9 protein-coding genes are annotated in these 14,070 nt (G+C 68.8%); 2 read left to right on the plus strand and 7 right to left on the minus strand.

Annotated elements, in window-relative coordinates:
- Nucleotides 1–31: 31 nt before the first annotated feature.
- From recD to ACW11F_RS04690, 7 genes are all read right to left on the minus strand, one after another.
- Nucleotides 32–1,801 carry an exodeoxyribonuclease V subunit alpha gene (gene recD / locus ACW11F_RS04660; protein WP_456995697.1) on the minus strand — a complete coding sequence of 590 codons (1,770 nt, stop codon included), beginning with the start codon at nt 1,799–1,801 and terminating at the stop codon, nt 32–34.
- Nucleotides 1,798–5,349, minus strand: a complete 3,552-nt coding sequence (locus ACW11F_RS04665) for a UvrD-helicase domain-containing protein (RefSeq protein WP_456995698.1) — start codon at nt 5,347–5,349, stop codon at nt 1,798–1,800. The genes recD and ACW11F_RS04665 overlap by 4 nt, the downstream gene beginning before the upstream one ends.
- Nucleotides 5,346–8,912: an exodeoxyribonuclease V subunit gamma gene (locus ACW11F_RS04670; protein ID WP_456995699.1), complete on the minus strand. Its 3,567-nt coding sequence runs from the start codon at nt 8,910–8,912 to the stop codon at nt 5,346–5,348. Before ACW11F_RS04670 ends, ACW11F_RS04665 begins: the two co-directional genes overlap by 4 nt.
- A gap of 118 nt (nt 8,913–9,030) precedes the next feature.
- Complete coding sequence (locus tag ACW11F_RS04675) at nt 9,031–9,228, minus strand: YgaP family membrane protein (protein ID WP_456995700.1); 198 nt, start codon at nt 9,226–9,228, stop codon at nt 9,031–9,033.
- A 58-nt stretch (nt 9,229–9,286) separates the two neighbouring features.
- Nucleotides 9,287–10,636, minus strand: coding sequence for a glutathione-disulfide reductase (gene gorA / locus ACW11F_RS04680; protein ID WP_456995701.1), 1,350 nt, complete (start codon nt 10,634–10,636; stop codon nt 9,287–9,289).
- Between the two features lie 128 nt (nt 10,637–10,764).
- Nucleotides 10,765–12,021, minus strand: coding sequence for an NAD(P)/FAD-dependent oxidoreductase (locus ACW11F_RS04685; protein WP_456995702.1), 1,257 nt, complete (start codon nt 12,019–12,021; stop codon nt 10,765–10,767).
- A 52-nt stretch (nt 12,022–12,073) separates the two neighbouring features.
- Nucleotides 12,074–12,553, minus strand: coding sequence for an FKBP-type peptidyl-prolyl cis-trans isomerase (locus ACW11F_RS04690; protein WP_456995703.1), 480 nt, complete (start codon nt 12,551–12,553; stop codon nt 12,074–12,076).
- 138 nt (nt 12,554–12,691) lie between these two features.
- On the opposite strand from ACW11F_RS04690, the gene ACW11F_RS04695 reads away from it, so the two are divergent.
- The gene (locus ACW11F_RS04695) at nt 12,692–13,174 is read left to right on the plus strand and encodes a C40 family peptidase (RefSeq protein ID WP_456995884.1); all 483 of its coding nucleotides are present in this window, start codon (nt 12,692–12,694) and stop codon (nt 13,172–13,174) included.
- Between the two features lie 171 nt (nt 13,175–13,345).
- The gene (locus ACW11F_RS04700) at nt 13,346–14,005 is read left to right on the plus strand and encodes a C40 family peptidase (protein ID WP_456995704.1); all 660 of its coding nucleotides are present in this window, start codon (nt 13,346–13,348) and stop codon (nt 14,003–14,005) included.
- The last annotated feature ends 65 nt before the right edge of the window (nt 14,006–14,070 follow it).

The raw sequence follows: 14,070 nt of genomic DNA on the forward strand, positions 1-14,070 counted from the left end.
ACCCGGTGCAATCCGTGACCGCAGGCCGGATTCATCCTGGATCCGGTGCACGGATGCGGTCGGCCAGCCCGCTGATGCGGCGGCTGCGGTTGGCCAGTGCATGCGCGATGGCGGCATCGCTGCCCCAGATCGACAGCCGGCGACGAGCGCGCGAAATCGCGGTATAGAACCATTGCCGCGACAGCAGCGGGTGTTCCGCCTGCGCCGGCAGCAGGATCGCCACATGGTCGTATTCCGAGCCCTGCGCCTTGTGCACGGTGAGAGCGAACGACGGCACATGCGGTGGCAGGCTGCCGAGCTCGAACACCCGCGGCTGGCCGCCCTCGCCTTCGAAACAGACCCGCATCCGGCCCTGCGCATCGATCAGGCACAGGCCGATATCGCCATTGAAAAGGCCACTGGCAGCGTCGTTGCGACTGATCATCACGCGGCGACCTGGATACCAGCCGCGATGGCCGGGCGCGCTGCCGGCGAACGCACCGAACTCTCTTGCCAGGCGTCGATCGATCAACGCGCTGACCTCGTCGGCACCGCGCGGCCCGCGGCGCAGCGCACACAGCAGCTGGCGCCGGCGCAACACATCGAGCCGTGCAGCGAGCACGGCGTGTGCATCGTCCTGCACCGCGCGATCGAGGCCTTCGCTGCGGATTTCATCCTTCAAGTCCGCGATCCATGCCTCCAGCACTCCCTCCAGCTCTGCGTGGCGTTCCAGTGCGTGCCGTTCGATCATCTCGCCTGCATCGGCAATCGCGGCGTGCAGGCCTTTGCCGTCACCTCGACGCACGGCCTCGTTCAGTGGCAATAGCGCGCGATCGGCACGGAAGGAATGCGTCAGCCGCTGCAATTGCGCGACGTCATCGCCCAGCGCCTCGACGATGTCCTGCAACACCGAGCCGGTGCCGACCGAGTCGAGCTGGTCGGCATCACCGACCAGTACCAACGGCGCCTGCGGCGGTAATGCGGCGAGCACGGCATGCAGCAGGCCGAGGTCGAGCATCGAAGCTTCGTCGATCACCAGGAGGTCGGTGCGCAACGGCTCGCCGGCATGGTGTCGCGGTGCGGGGTCGTTGCCGCGCAGGCCGAGCAGACGATGCACGGTGCCGGCTTGCGCTGCCTGCTCGCGGACCATCTCCAGTGCCGGGTGCCAGGCCGGATCGAACGCCGCCATCGGCCCCTCCTGCAGGGATTCACGCAGGCGTTGCGCGGCCTTGCCGGTGGGTGCGGCCAGCGCGATGCGCGGGGCTTCGCCGTGGACATCGGCATGGCGTCGTGCCAGCAGCATCAGCATGCGCAGCACGGTGGTGGTCTTGCCGCTGCCGGGTGCGCCGGTCAGCACGAACAGGCGCTGTCCGGCCACCTTGGCCAGCGCCGCACGCTGCCCGGACAGGGCAGGATCGTCCGGCTGCGCGAACAGGCTGTCGGGGTTCGAGCCAGGGTCATTGCCAACGGGCTTGCCCGCTGCGATGCGATCGCGCAGCTGGCCGGCCACGGCAAGTTCGCGGCGCAGGTTGCGCCGCAGGTAGAACAGCTCGTCATCGAGGACGAACGGCTCGGCTCCATCCAAGCGCTCACCCACCAGCGCCTCGCGTGCCAGTTGCCGACGCAGGCCTGCATCCTCGATCCGCAAGGCACTGTCGCCACGCTGGTCGGCCAGCGCCGCCTGCGCCGCAGTGCGTGCGAGTTCCGTGCCACCGCCATGGGCCACGACCCAGCGGGCAATGGCGATCGCCAGCGGCGTCGCCTCCTCGCCATGCAGCGGCACAGGCGCGGCAAGGCGGTGATGGCTGCCGGCGACCTTCATGCCGCGTCCTCGCACGGCGCCGCCGGCAGCGCCGCATCCACCGCATCCAGCAGCCCGTCGTCGAAGCGATACCGCCAATGCCCGACCCCGGGCCCGAGACCAAGTGCACGCAGGAACACGTAATGCACATCGCCCAGGTGGTGCTCGCGGCGATAGCCGGGCAGACGCAGACGCAGATGGCGATGCAGGGCCAGCATGTAGAGCAATGCCTGGAAGCGGTAATGCGCACGATCCAGTGCACGATCCAACGCGGCGCCCCGGTAATCGTCCAGCTGCGTGCCAAGCAGGTTGCCCTTGTAGTCCAGTACGTGGATGCGGCCCTGATGACGGAACAGAAGATCGATCTTGCCAGTCATCATGCCGCGGATCGCACGCTCGCCCGGTGGCACCAGGCCGGGCTCACCATGCGCGATGCAGGCTGCGCGCAGCGCCGCGAGGCTGCTTTCACCCAATGCGAAATGGAACTCCATTTCGGCCAGCTGGTCGCTGGCGGGGATATCACCCAAGGCGGGCAAGTCATCGCCCAGCGGCGTCTGCAGTGCCGCGTCCAGGCGATCAGCCCAACGTCGCACCAGCAATTCGGCGCTCCGCTCATCCCCCGTCAGCAGGCCATGTGCCGCCAGCGTCCTGCCGAGCAACTCATGCTGCTCTGCGACCGGCAGGCCAACCTCGCGCAACTCCAGGGCTTCGTGCAACGCGTTGCCAAGCTCGGCACCGGCAGGCTTTTCCAGCTCCAGCAGCACCCGATGGGCCTGTTCGTCGCTGCGCGCGGCAGCCGGAAAATCGTCCTGCACGGCTTCATCATCCGCCGCCGACTCCAGGCTGGCGTCCCCGGCCGGCAGACCTCGCGTCAGGCTGCTGAAGCTGTGCCGCATCGGCAAGGGCCCGCTGCGCGGTGCGGGCAACGGCAAGGCTTCGCGCTTCGCCGGTTCCTCGTCCGGCGCACGGTAGTGGCCCATCGGCACGTGCCAGCCTTGCTGCAATTCGATGTACTGCGCCTGTTCAAGCGCGTCGGGCGATGCGATCCGCGCCAACAGCAATTCCAGCGCGCTGGACGCGAGGTCGTCCGCCGGCTTGCGCTCCTCCTCATCCGCGGGCGGCACCACGTACAGGTGGCAGGCATGCACCGCGCGGGTCAGTGCCACGTACAGCAGGCGGAAACGCTCCGCGCGCGCCTCGCGCGCATCCTGCTCACGCGCTTCATCGTCCAGACGCAGGCATGGGCCGGCAGCCGCATCGTCATGCAGCGTGACCGGCCTGGATCGTGATTCGCGCCTGCCTTTTTGCAACCACATCAAGGGCAGGAACACGATCGGGAACTCCAGTCCCTTGCTGGCATGCAGGGTCATCAGCTGCACCCGCGACTCCTGCGACTCGATGCGCAGCTGGCGGGCTTCGTGTGCGCTCTCATCATCGCTGCCCGACGCGGAGCGCTGCGCGGCGAACCAGCCCAGCAACTCGACGTCCTGCAAACCGCTTTCGGCCTTTTCCTGCAGCAGCTCGCCAAGATGGCGCAGGTCGGTCAACACCCGTTGCCCATCGTCTTCGGCCAGCAGCGCCGGGCCGCGGCTGGCGATCAGGGCGTCGATCACCGCCGGCAGGCCACGACGGCGCCAATCCTCGTGCCAGGCGTGGAAGCGGCCCGCCTGTTCCTGCCATGCGGCGCCGTCCTGCTCCAGCGCCGCCAGTCGTGCAAGGTCGAACCCGCCCAGACGGGTCAGCAATGCACCGCGCAGCACCCGCGGCGAGCCGGGCGTGCGCACGGCCTGCAGCCAGATGTGCAGATCACGTGCGATGTCGGTATGGAACACGCTCTGCCGCGATTGGCTGACACAGGGCACACCCCGGCGCTCCAGCATGCGGCGCAGGCGAAGGACATCATGATTGGCCGGAAGCAGGACCGCGATGTCACCCGGTTGCAGCGGGTTGTCGCCGATCCGCTGCTCGCCGCTGGCCAGCATCGCGGCGATCTGCGCCGCACAGGCCTGCAGCGCCTCGCGGCGTGCCTGGCCCACCTGCTTATGTGCCGGTTGCGAGCGGCAATGGATGATCAGCGGCCGCGGCACGACCTCCCCGCGCACGCGCCAGGGCGTGCGTTCGACGCGGCCGGCGGCGCGCACCCGCACGTACCTGATCTGCGCGCCTGCCGCCTCATCCTCCTGCACATCCAGCGTCGGACCGGTCAGTGCGAACAGCTCGTTGACCGCTTCGACGCAAGCCGTGCTGGAGCGCTGGTTCACCTCCAGCTGAAGATGATCGTCTGCCGCGCGCGAGGCGCGCAGATAGGTGTGGATGTCGCCGCCGCGGAAGCGATAGATGGCCTGCTTCGGGTCACCGATCATCAGCAACCGCCCGCGGGGGCCACCGTCGCCATCACGGTAGATGGCATCGAGGATCGCGTATTGCAGGCCGTCGGTGTCCTGGAACTCGTCCACCAGCGCCACCGGCCAGGCCGCGAACAGGGCATCGGCCAGCGGCTTCGACGCCGCACCCGCTTCAGCCTGCAGCACATCGTGCACCTGCAGCAGCAGATCGTCGAAGCTGCGTCGATCGCGCCGCTGCATCCACGCCTGCTTGCGCTGCATGGCCCAGTCGCGCAGTTTGCCGAACAGGCCCAGGCGGGCGTATGCCTGGCGCGCCTCCAGCACCTCGGCCAACTCCCGCGACATCGCCTCCGCGGCCAGCATGTCGGCGTGCCCGCGCGCTGCCTTGAGCACGCCCTTGAGGCCGCCATCCAGGTGCAGGGCATCAATCAGCGTGGTGTCGATCTCGTCCGCCCTGCCCGCCTCCAGCAGCTCCGCCACCGTGCGCCAGGTGCGCAGGGCGATCGCATCACTTCTGAACATGCCGTCGCGGGTCGCCGCGCGCAGCACCTCGGCGGCGCCCACGGGCAATTCGGGCGGTACGCCCGGCTCGATGCGCAGTGCCGGGGTCAGCAGCAACTTCAACAAGTCGTCGTCGATCCTGAGGCTTTCCAGCTGCGCGCGCTCGGCGACGGATAAGCGCGCCGCGAGCTCGGCCTCGCTCGATTGCTGCACAAGACGCGCAAGATCCAGCGTCAGTTCGCGCACGACTTCGCTGCCATCCACCAGCTGCGCCTGCACGAAGCGGCTGCCGGCGGCGAATGGCTGGTCGCGCAGGATGCGCGCACACAGGCCATGCAGGGTGCCGATCGGTGCCAGGTCGAGCTCGGCCAGGGCCAGGCGCAGTCGGCGCAGGTCTTCATCGCGCAATGCGGGTTCGGCCTGCCAGCGCGCATGCAGCCAGTCCATCACCGCATCGCGACTGCCCCCGGTGCCGGTGGCAAGCGCTTCGCGCTCGGCCTCCTGCAGGCGACGCCGCAGCCGCTCGCGCAACTCGGCGGCGGCGGCATTGGTGAAGGTGGCGACCACCACCTGGCGCGGCGAGAAGCCCGCGCCCTCCAGCATCAGGCGCAGGTACAGCGCGGCGATGGTCCAGGTCTTGCCGGTGCCGGCGCTGGCTTCGATCAGGCTGCGTGCACCCGCCTGCAGCGGCAGTTCGTGCCAGTGCTCGAACGTGCGCGTCATGGCGTGCTTCCAGCCGCGACCGGTCCGCGTGCCGGAACCATGCAGGCGGCCACCTCGAAAGTGAAGGCGATCAGTTCATCGACGCGGGCGTCATCGGCGAAATCCTCACCGCCGGCAAGCAGGGCGACGTGTCCGGGCCCGCGGTCACGTTCGCCGACCAGACCGGGGCCGGACGCCATCCAGGTGCTGCGTACCGCATCGCGGATGGCTTCATGATCCGCGTTGCAGTCGACTTTCTTCATCACCGCATCGGCGCAGGCGGGAAACCAGCGCAGCGGGTGGTGCGGGGCTTCCAGGTACCAGCGCAACAACTGCCGCAACCGCTGCTGCACGCCAGCGAGGTCGTCCTCGCCGCTGCGCAGGCGCTCATCCCAGTCATTGAGCTTGCGGGCGAAACCGTCGCTGCGCGCGTCGCACAACAGCGCCAGGCGCACCGGCTGCGCGATCGGCGTCGCCAGACGCAGCGCCAGCCAGCCGACATAGGCCGGCAGGCGATGGCGCACACCGAGATCCTTGTCCGCACGCAGCCCGGCATTGCCGATCGGCAGCGACACCACGCACAGACCGCCATCGGCGAGTGCGTGGACATCGCGCAGCACGCCCGTGAGCTGCAATGGATGGCCGTCAATCCCGAAATCAAGCTCGATCGCCTGTGGCTGCGGCGGACCGGGTTGCACCTGTTCCCGCTGCGCCGCCTGGTACAGCTTTTCCAGCACCCCGGCCTCGTGGCGCCAGGCATGTTCGCGCATGCTGCCGCTCGGCAGGCGGCCGGAGAGGCGCAACCAGTCGGGCATTGCCTGTCCGGGTTCGGCCAGCCCCTGCGCGAACTGCTGCTGAAACAGCTCACGCGCGATGCTGCGGTAGGCCGGCAGGACCTGGCCGAGCGGTTCGCTGTCGGGCAGGGTCGAATCCTGCAGCACGTCCAGATCGACCCCGAGGCGGCGCTGCAGCAGGTTGCGCGCAGGGTCGCGCCAATACTCGCGCAGGGCATCGAGTTCGATGCGCTGCGGCCAGCCCGCATCAGGCGCGGCCACTGCCGGCGGTGTCTGCCCGGCGGGAAGCTCGCGCATTGCCGCCTGCGCCTTGTCGTAGCTGTACAGGCGCACGTCGCCGCCATCGAAATAACGCGCATCGAACGGCTGCAGCGGATGCAATACGCGCCAGGTACACGCCTTGCCCAGGCTGTCCGTGGCATCGGCGTCGCGCTCGGCCTTTCGATCCGCCACGTCATCGGCACGTGCCAACAGGTCCATCAGCTCGGCCAGCGGCGCCGCTGCATTGCGCGGCTTGCCATCGGTGACGCCTTGCCCGAGCCAGCTCAAGTGCAGGCGCTCGCGCGCGGACATCACCGTTTCCAGGAACAGGTAGCGGTCATCGCTGCGCTGGTCGCGATCACCCTGGCGGCGCAGGCGCGCCATCAAATCAAGACCGGCATCCTGCGAAGTGCGCGGGAACTCGCCCTCGTCCAGACCCAGCACGGCGATGAAACGGAACGGGATCGCACGCTGCGGCACCATGCCGCAGAAAGTGGCACCGCCGAGCAGGAATGGCTGCCGCTCCGGAACCGCCTGCAGTGCCTCCAGCATGCGCTCGCGCACCACCGCCCAGTGCAGCTTGGGGTCAACGCCGGCGACGGTGGTTTCCTCGGCCAGGCCACGCACCGTCTGCAGCAGCCGGCCCCAAGCGTCACGCGCCACCTCGTCACCGGGCTGCACCTTGAGCGCACGCTCGCACAGCGCCACCAGCTCGTCCGACCATCGGCTCGCCGGCAGGCTCCGGCGCGACAGCACCTGCAGGTCGGCGAACAGCGCCAGCAACGCATCCAGCGCGCCCAGCGCCACCGCGCCGGCATTCTCGACCCCGGCCAGCGGCAGCAGTTCCACCCCGTCGGGCAATTCCACCGCCTGCATCCCGGCATCGGCATCCTCGGCCAGCAAGTAACCGGCGGCGATGCGATCCAGCGCCCAGGCGAAGCCATGCTCGCCGATCGCGGGGACGCCGAACCCGGCGCGATGCGCGGCATCCAGCGACCATGCCACGCGGCTGTCGCGCAGCAGGCGCTCGAAGGCGTCAAGCGCGTCCGCATCGAGCCCGAGCGCACGCGCGACCTCGGGCAACGCCACCAGATCGAGCACCTCCGGCGCACTCAGACGCATGCCGGGCAGTTCGAGCAGGCGGGCGAACGCAACGAACAGGGAGTGGGTGCGTGCCCGCGGCACGTCAGCCAGGTGGTAGGGCAGCAACGCGCGCGGGTCGCCGGGTTCGCCGAACAGCGACGGGATCAGCGGCAGGTAGCGACGGATATCCGGCGCCATCACCAGCATCTGCCCCGGCTCGATGCCTTCCGCGAGTGCGGCATGCATGGCATCGCGCAACACTTCCAGTTCGCGCTTGGGCGTATGGCAGGCGTGCACCCGCAGCGATGCATCGCGCATCTCGCCGGCGACATCACCGGGTGGTGTCAGCAACCCCTCATCGAGCCGGCGGATGCTCTCCTGCACCCGCTGCAGGCGATCCTGCGGTGCGTGATCCTCGCGGTCACGCCAGTGGCGCACTTCGCCCCGCACTTCGCCATCGACCAGCGCGGCGAAGAACTGCTGGCCAAGCCGACCCCAGCGCGAAAGCAATTCGTGCCGCTGCGGCCGCCACCATTCACCCTCGCCGGCCTGCTCGATCAGCACATCCTCCTGCGCGCGCCAACTCGCCACGTCGCCGTCATCGAGCACGCCCCAGTAGTCGCGGCACGGATCGGGCAGATACAGCGCGACCAGTGCCTGGCGGGCATAGGCGCGCAAGGCATCCAGTTCGCGCGGGGCAAGATGGCTGACGCCGAACACGTGCAGCGGCGGACGCGCTCGCGCGTCGGCATGCAGATCGTCGATCAGTGCATCGATCACTTCGGCGCGGTGCTTGCCGAGCTCCCGGGCCGCCTTGCGCCACAGCGGCGCGAGCAGGCGCGTTTCACTGCTGCGCAGGGCTTCGTCGGCTAGCCCGGCGCTGACCGGCCTGGCGTCACCGCGCTGCCAAGCGCGCAGCCAGTCGCCGCGGTAGACGAGGTATTGCGAATACAGCATCGCCAGACGGTCGGCCAACTGGAAGCGGCGGCGTGCGCGCTCGGCCTCGTCGGCACCGTCGGGGTGCAGGAAGCGGGCGATGCGCGGATCATCCAGGCCGGGCACCACGCCGGGCTCGGCCAGCCACTGGTGCAGGTTCCAGCGCAGGTGCACGCGTTGCCAGTGCGGCAGCGCGACGGCCTGCTCCTGCAGCCGCTCCCGGGCCAGCCGATCCAGCCAGGTGCTCGGCAGCACCACGTCGAGATTGGCGACGATGCCACCCTCGCCCATGCGCCGTGCCAGCGCACCGTTCAGCCAGTGCCTGATGCCCGGATGCGCCGCGATCACCGTCTGCCTGGCCAACGGATCTGCCGGCCAGGTCGCGGCCAGCAGCTCGCGGAACGGGTCGACCAGCGCCTCCAGCCGCGATGCACGATACAGCACCAGTCCGGTGCTTTCGTGCGCGGCATCCACCGATGGCAAGGGGGGCGAGGCGGCAAGCGGACTCATGCTGTCATGATGCCGGAGCCTGGTCGCAGATGCTGCGACGCGCGCCGCTCAACACCGCTGCGGCGACGGCCGGCATCGCGGCGATGGCAGGCGCCGCGCGCCGTTCGCGATGCCTCGATCAGCCCGGGCGGCTGGTATTGATCCCGAGCAGGCGGTACAGCCCGCAGAAGCGCATCAGTGCGGTGGCGATCGCCACCAGGCCGACCACGAGCGCGACGTATTTCCACGGTGGCGCGAGGTAGAAGAACAGCGCGACCAGGATGATGCCCAGCACGATGCGCACGATGCGGTCGGTGGAACCCACGTTGGCTTGCATGGCGCGACCTCGACGGTGAAGGATGACACCCCCACCATGCGCCGCGCGGCACGGCGCGTCAAATCAGCACCACTTCCTCGGCACTGGTCGGATGGATCGCCAGCGTGCGCGACAGGTCGCGCCGGGTCATGCCCAGGCGCATCGCGACCGCGAAGCCCTGCAGGATCTCGTCGCTGGCCGCGCCGATCAGGTGCAGGCCGACCACCTTTTCATCCGCGCCCGTGCACACCAGCTTGAACAGGCTGCGCTGGCAGCCATCGCTCAATGCTTCCAGCATCGGCCTGAACTCGGCGCGGTGCACGCTGACCGCATCGCCATGCGCCTCGCGCGCTTCCGCCTCGGTCATGCCCAGCTTGGCCAGCGGCGGATGCGCGAACACCACCGTGGGTGTGCCGCCGGTATCCAGACAGGCCTCGTCATCGCCGCCATACAGCCGATCCATCAGCCGCCGCGCAGCGGCGATCGCGACCGGGGTCAATGCCGGTTGCGGAGTCACGTCGCCGACCGCGAACACGTCTTCGCGCGAAGTCGCCTGCCATTTGTCGACCACCACCTGCCCCTGCGCGTTGCAGCGGATGCCGGCTTCCTCCAGCCCCAGGCCATCGGTGTTCGGCCCGCGCCCGGTGGCGAACAGCACCTGCGCGAACGGGCCATGCGCCTCGCCCGCCTCACCGGCCACGACGCGGATGCCCTGCGCGACCTGTTCCAGCGCCGCCACGTCGGTATCCAGATGCACGCCGATGCCACGCTGGCGCATGGATTCGGCCAGCTTTTCGCTGATCTCGGCATCGAATGCGGCCAGCAGGCGCGGCCCGCGCACGAACAGCTCGACCCGGCTGCCCAAGGCCTGCAGCACGCTGGCCAGCTCCACGCCGATGTAGCCGCCACCGACCAGGGCGACGCTTTCCGGGGCCTGCTGCAGGGCGAAGAAATCGTCCGACACGCCGGCCAGTTCCGCACCGGGGATGGCCGGGCGCAGCGCATGGCCACCGGTGGCGACAAGGATGTGCGGCGCGCGCCAGAGCAGATCGCCTGCGCGCACCTCGCCCGGCGTCGCGGTCAGGCGGCCACGCTGCGGGAACACCGCGATGCCGGCCTCCTGCAGCCGGCGCTGATAGGCCGCATGGATGTTGGCGATGTAGGCACTGCGCCGCAGCAGCAGCTGCTGCCAATCAAGCGCGGGCTGCGCGGGCAGTTCGAAACCGAGCCCGCGTGCGGAGCTCAAGTGCCCGCCGAGCTCGGCCGCCAGCCACATCACCTTCTTCGGCACGCAGCCACGATTGACGCAGGTGCCGCCGAACTCGTCCGGTTCGAGCAAGGCCACTCTGGCGCCGTGCTGCGCGGCGCGGAACGCGCCGGCAAGGCCGCCACTGCCACCGCCGATGACGATCAGGTCGAAGTCCTGCATGCTCGATTCCAAAGGTTGAACGAGGGCGTAGGCGCTGCTGCGCCCTCGGCCATCATGCACGCCAAGCCGGCGTGCACCGCTCACCCGATGTTGACCCGAGCACCCGCGAACTAGATCGAGGGAGTTTTTCAGGCAAAGCGCGACGGCGAGAACGGGGCCGGATCGACGTCGCTGGCACGCCCGGTGATGAGGTCGGCCAGCAACTGGCCGGTGCCGGCGCTCATGCCCATGCCCATCATGCCGTGGCCGGTGGCAAGCCAAGTGCGCTCGCGCCCCGGCACGCGACCGATCAGCGGCACGTCGTCCACCGCCATCGGCCGCCAGCCGAACCAGCGTTCGCGCACCACCGGACCGACCGGATGGTGCAGGAACTGCGCCGCGCCACGTTCCAGCGCCGCCAGACGGCGCGGATTGAGCGTGCTGTCGTAGCCGGAGAACTCCATCGTGCTGCCCAGGCGGAAGCCACTGCCCCAGGCGGTCACGCATACCGAGGGCCCGCCGAGGATCATCGGACGCCTGGGCACCAGCGGCGGCGCATCGTAGGTGATCGAATAGCCCTTGCCCGGCTGGATCACGCGCCGCAGCCAGCGCGCACCGACCAGCTCGCCGATCAGGCCCGACCAGGCCCCGGTGGCCAGCACCAGATGGCCGGCCTGCATCTCGCCCTGCGAGGTGCGTGCCCGGATCCCCGTACCGGTTTCCTCCAGCGCTTCCAGCGCACAGCCCTCGATGATCTCGCCACCGCGCTCGCGCACCGCACGTGCCAGCTCGTCGACGTAGGAGCCGGGGCGGAACACCGCATCGCCGGAAAAACAGATCGCGCCGACCAGGCCCGGCTTCATCGCCGGGTCATTGCGCACATAGACCTCGCCATCGACCAGTTGCACGTCGATGCCCAGCTCGCGCAGCAGCGGCACTTCCTTCTGCCCGTGCAGGTACTCGGCCTCGTCGCGATACACGTAATCCTCGCCGCTGCGCGCGAATTCGCATTGCAAGGCATAGCGCTGCACCCAATCCTCGATGCGCAGGCGCGAATCGTTGAGCAGGGCCGACTTGGCGATCGCACTGCGTCGCCAGTCCCGTTCATTGCAACGCAGCGCGAAACCGAGCAGCCAACGCCACAGGTGCAGGTCCATGCGCGGATGCACGTACAGCGGCGCGTCGGGGGTCAGCATCCAGCGCATCGCCTTGAGCACGGTGCCCGGCGCGGCCAGCGGCGGCGCGTGGCTCGGCGTGATGGTGCCGCAATTGCCGTGCGAAGCACCGGCACCCACGCCGGTGGCGTCGATCACGCGCACCCGGCGCCCGGCCTCGACCAGTGCCAGCGCGCTGGCCAGGCCAATGCCACCGGCACCGACGATGAGGACATCCGAAGACTGATTCATGTGCGCATGCCCTTGGTGGCTGCAGAGGAAAAGGAATCGGCGCGCGGCCGGTTCAGTGTGCGTGACCGCCGTCGCCGTGGACGTGGCCGTGTTCGATCTCTTCCTTGTCCGCCTCGCGCACTTCGACGATCTCGATGTCGAAATGCAGATCCTTGCCGGCCATCGGATGGTTGAGATCGACGTCCACCGTGGTCAGGCCGACCTTCTCGATGGTGACCGGACGCGGGCCGAAGCGCGTGTTGAGCACCACCTGCATGCCCGGCTCCAGCTTGGCGCCCTTGAAGTGCTTCTTCGGCAGGCGCTGGCTGAGGCCGTCGCGGCGCTCGCCATAAGCATCGGTGGCGGCGACATCGACCTCGAAGCGATCGCCCGCTTCGCGCCCTTCCATCGCCTTTTCCAGCCCGGGAATGATGTTGCCGTGGCCGATCAGCACCGCCAGCGGCTCGCCTTCACGGGAATTTTCCAGCGCCTCCTGGCCCTGTTCGGCCACGGAATAGTGGAAGCGGACCACGCGGTCTTTCTCAATCTTCATCAGGTTCTCGCAATAAACTCTTGAAATTCAAAGGAAATGGGTTCAGACTCGCGGCGAACGGTCACGAGGGAATCCACGATGCCCGCACATTATCCGGCCCGCCACGCCTTGGCGCCAGTTCCACGCCGCCGCTGGTCCATGCTGGCAACGCTGGCAATGCTGGCACCTGCCCCGCTGCTGGCTGCACCCAGCGAAGCCAGTTCCGCACCGGCCCCGGTCAGCGCCTTCGATCGTGCCATGCAAGCCAACGACGTGCTGATGCGTGCGATCAGCCTGGTCGGCACGCCCTATCTGTGGGGCGGCAACACGCCGGAAACCGGCTTCGACTGCAGCGGTCTGGTGAACTACGTGTTCCGCGACATGCTCGACATGCGCCTGCCACGCACCTCGCGCGAACTGGCCGCACTCGCGGCACCGGCGGTCGAAGCCTCGGCCCTGGCCAGTGGCGATCTGGTGTTCTTCGCACAGCGCGGCGTGGTCACCCATGTCGGCATCTACGTCGGCGACGGGCGTTTCGTGCATGCCCCGAGCAGCGGCGGCACGGTGCGCCTGGAGCGGCTGGACGGCGCGTATTGGCAGGCGCGTTATGCCGGCGCACGCCGCGTGCTGAGCCGCGGCTGACGTCGGTGCGTCGCGGACGCGCCCAGCCGGCTTTGTGAGGCCGATGTGAGCCCACTGCTTGATTCCGTGATATCCATCACGGATTTTAACGAATAAATAACGATATTCGAACACTTCACAGCGGCTTCACGGGCACACTCACCGCTGGTTCAAAAGCATGAAGACCGCGTGATGAAGTTCGAGCTTCGCTCCGGCCGTTCCAGTGCCTTTCCGCAACACCGCGTTTCCTCCTCGTTCCGTCTTTCCCTGCTTGGCCTCGGCTGCGCCCTGGTGAGCGCGCCGGCCTTCGCCGCCAGCGACCTGCCGGCGGTGCGCAGCACGGATGTGCAGACGATTACCGCCGCTGCCAGCAGCCAGTCGGTACTGGCCGGCTTCGACGCCTCCGCGCTGCCGCAGAACCTGCTGCTGGCGCCTTCGGGCAATGCCCCGCTGGCGTCACCGGTGCAGGAAGACGGCCGCGTGCAGAAGCTGCTCAAGGGCGCGCTGGCGCTGCTTGGCACCCCCTACCGCTGGGGCGGCACCACCACCGCCGGCTTCGACTGCAGCGGCCTGGTCGGTTACGTGTTCCGCACCGCGCTGGGCGTGGATCTGCCACGCGTCTCGCGCGACATGGCCACCCAGGGCGAGCGCGTCGCGCGCGACGAACTCAACCAGGGCGACCTGGTGTTCTTCAGCCGCAGCGGTCGCCGCATCGACCATGTCGGCATCTATGTCGGCGACGGGCGTTTCGTGCATGCCCCGCGCACCGGCAAGGACGTGATGGTCTCGCGCATGGATACCGGCTACTGGTCGGGCAAGTTCATGCAGGCGCGTCGGGTGGTCGGCATCTGAGGCCGACGACACCACGCGACAGCAATGGGGCCGCCCTCGGGCGGCCTTCGTTTTTTGCGGCAACG

The organism is Luteimonas sp. e5, assembly GCF_054031035.1.

Bases quoted from the DNA above. Each gene is read 5' to 3' on its own strand.
- recD (WP_456995697.1), bottom strand. From the start codon at position 1,801: ATGAAGGTCGCCGGCAGCCATCACCGCCTTGCCGCGCCTGTGCCGCTG.
- ACW11F_RS04675 (WP_456995700.1), bottom strand. From the start codon at position 9,228: ATGCAAGCCAACGTGGGTTCCACCGACCGCATCGTGCGCATCGTGCTG.
- ACW11F_RS04665 (WP_456995698.1), bottom strand. From the start codon at position 5,349: ATGACGCGCACGTTCGAGCACTGGCACGAACTGCCGCTGCAGGCGGGT.
- ACW11F_RS04700 (WP_456995704.1), top strand. From the start codon at position 13,346: ATGAAGTTCGAGCTTCGCTCCGGCCGTTCCAGTGCCTTTCCGCAACAC.
- ACW11F_RS04690 (WP_456995703.1), bottom strand. From the start codon at position 12,553: ATGAAGATTGAGAAAGACCGCGTGGTCCGCTTCCACTATTCCGTGGCC.
- gorA (WP_456995701.1), bottom strand. From the start codon at position 10,636: ATGCAGGACTTCGACCTGATCGTCATCGGCGGTGGCAGTGGCGGCCTT.
- ACW11F_RS04670 (WP_456995699.1), bottom strand. From the start codon at position 8,912: ATGAGTCCGCTTGCCGCCTCGCCCCCCTTGCCATCGGTGGATGCCGCG.
- ACW11F_RS04685 (WP_456995702.1), bottom strand. From the start codon at position 12,021: ATGAATCAGTCTTCGGATGTCCTCATCGTCGGTGCCGGTGGCATTGGC.
- ACW11F_RS04695 (WP_456995884.1), top strand. From the start codon at position 12,692: ATGCTGGCAACGCTGGCAATGCTGGCACCTGCCCCGCTGCTGGCTGCA.